At 74.4% G+C, this 1,803-nt stretch carries 2 protein-coding genes; one reads left to right on the plus strand and one right to left on the minus strand.

Features of this window, described 5'->3' with window-relative positions; genetic code table 11:
• The coding region (locus tag EHS43_RS43770) for a glycosyl hydrolase (protein ID WP_369009080.1) at positions 1 to 864 on the minus strand (864 nt) is incomplete at its 3' end.
• Between the two features lie 292 nt (positions 865 to 1,156).
• Between EHS43_RS43770 and EHS43_RS43775 the strand changes: the two genes are divergently transcribed.
• Positions 1,157 to 1,803: N-acetylglucosamine kinase (locus EHS43_RS43775; protein WP_312023479.1), on the plus strand; the 647-nt coding region annotated here is incomplete at its 3' end.

A 1,803-nucleotide genomic window follows, 5' to 3' on the forward strand; every position in this document is an offset into this window, starting at 1 on the left:
GTCCAGGACCAGGGCCGTGGCGCGGGGCTCGGCCGGCAGTGCACCGTTGCGCAGTTCCGCCACCGTGGCCGCCACAGCCTCGGCGGTCGGCTTGGGGCGGCCCTGTGCGTCGAACAGGCCCAGCGTGTACTCCAGTTCCGGGAAGTCGGCCAGGGACCGGTCCACGTCGTGGGAGCACCACCACGTCACGCCCCACAGGTCCGCGCATCCCGCCGCGTTCAGGATCGTCTCGCGGGCGAAGTGCGGGGCGTCGGCCGCCGGGATGTGGGGGTCGGGGGCGCCCGTTTCCTGGACCCAGACCGGGCGGGAGGGCTCCTCGGCGTAGGCCTTGGCGAGTTCCGTGCCGTACTCGGCGAGGAGCAGGACCTGCGGGGAACGGGGGCCGTACCGGCTCGCGCAGCCGCCGGAGAACACCCAGGGGTGGACGGTGGTGACATCGCCCTTGCGGGCCGAGGCCTGCGGGGTGAAGGGGTGGTCGTCGCCGTACCAGGCCGCGTCGTACGCCGAGTGCGTCACCAGGCCGCCGTCCGTGCCGAGGCCCTCCCGGGCGGCGGTCAGCAGCGTGTCCAGGTAGTGGTCGACCTCCTCGACCGTCGCCGGGTTGTGCTCGATCAGGTTGTTGAGCTCGTTGCCCAGCTGGAGGCCGACGAGGTTCGGGCGGCCGGCGAGGGCGCGGCCGAGGGTGCGCAGCAGGTCCGCCTGGGCGGCGACTGCCTCCGGGTCGGTGAAGACGTTGCGGTGGTGCCAGCTGCGGGTCCACTCCGGGTAGAAGTCGAAGCTCGACAGATGGCCCTGCACGCCGTCCACCAGCACGTCCAGGCCGGCCTCGGCGGCCAGGTCGACCAGCTGCGCGAGCTGGTCCACGGCGGCGGTGCGGATCAGGGTGCGGTTGGGCTGGAGCAGCGGCCAGAGGTGGAAGACCCGGACGTGGTCGAGGCCGAGCCCGGCTATCTGGGCCAGGTCCTCGCGGGTGCGGGCCGGATCGAAGTCGTGCCAGGCGTGGAACCAGCCGTGGCGGGGCGTGTAGTTGACGCCGAAGCGGAGCGTGGGAATGGGATCCTCCTCGGGTTCGGCCCGGTCCGACCTCGGCCCGGCTCGTGTTCTGCTCGGGTTCTGCTCTTGTCCTGCGCGAATGTATCAATCACCATAGTCATCGATGGGTAATGATTTGAACCACGAATCCCGCGACGGGCGCGACCTGGTCATCGGCCTCGACGCCGGCGGCACCCGTACCCGCGCGGTCCTCGCCGCCGCCGACGACGGTCGCGTGCTGGGCGAGAGCACCGGCGGGCCGGGCAACGCGATGACCGTCCCGGTCCCGCAGCTCACCGACCACCTCGCCGAGGCGCTCGACCGGGTGGTGCCGCGGGCGGCGCGCGCCCGGGTCGTGGCCGTGACCGGCGGTTTCGCGGGCGCCACGGCGGCCTGTGAGGACGACCCCGGCACCGGCAGGGCCCGCACCGCCCTCACCGGGGCCCTGCGCCGCCTCGGCATCCCGGCCGGCCGGGTCGGCGTGTGCAGCGACATCGAGGCCGCCTTCGCCGCCGCCCCCGGCACCCCCTCCGACGGCCTCGCCCTGGTCGCCGGGACCGGCGCGGTCGCCATGCGCGTCAGCGGCCGGCACGCCACCACCACGGTCGACGGCGACGGCTGGCTCCTCGGCGACGAGGGCAGCGGCTTCTGGATCGGCCGCAGCGCGGTCCGCGCCGCCCTGCGCATGGCCGACGGCCGCGGCCGCCCGACGGTCCTCGCCGGCTGGGTCGGCCGCACCCTGGGCCTGCCGGTCGACGTCCTCCCGAAGGG

The organism is Streptomyces sp. RP5T (genome assembly GCF_003933965.1).
Lineage (GTDB): Bacteria > Actinomycetota > Actinomycetes > Streptomycetales > Streptomycetaceae > Streptomyces.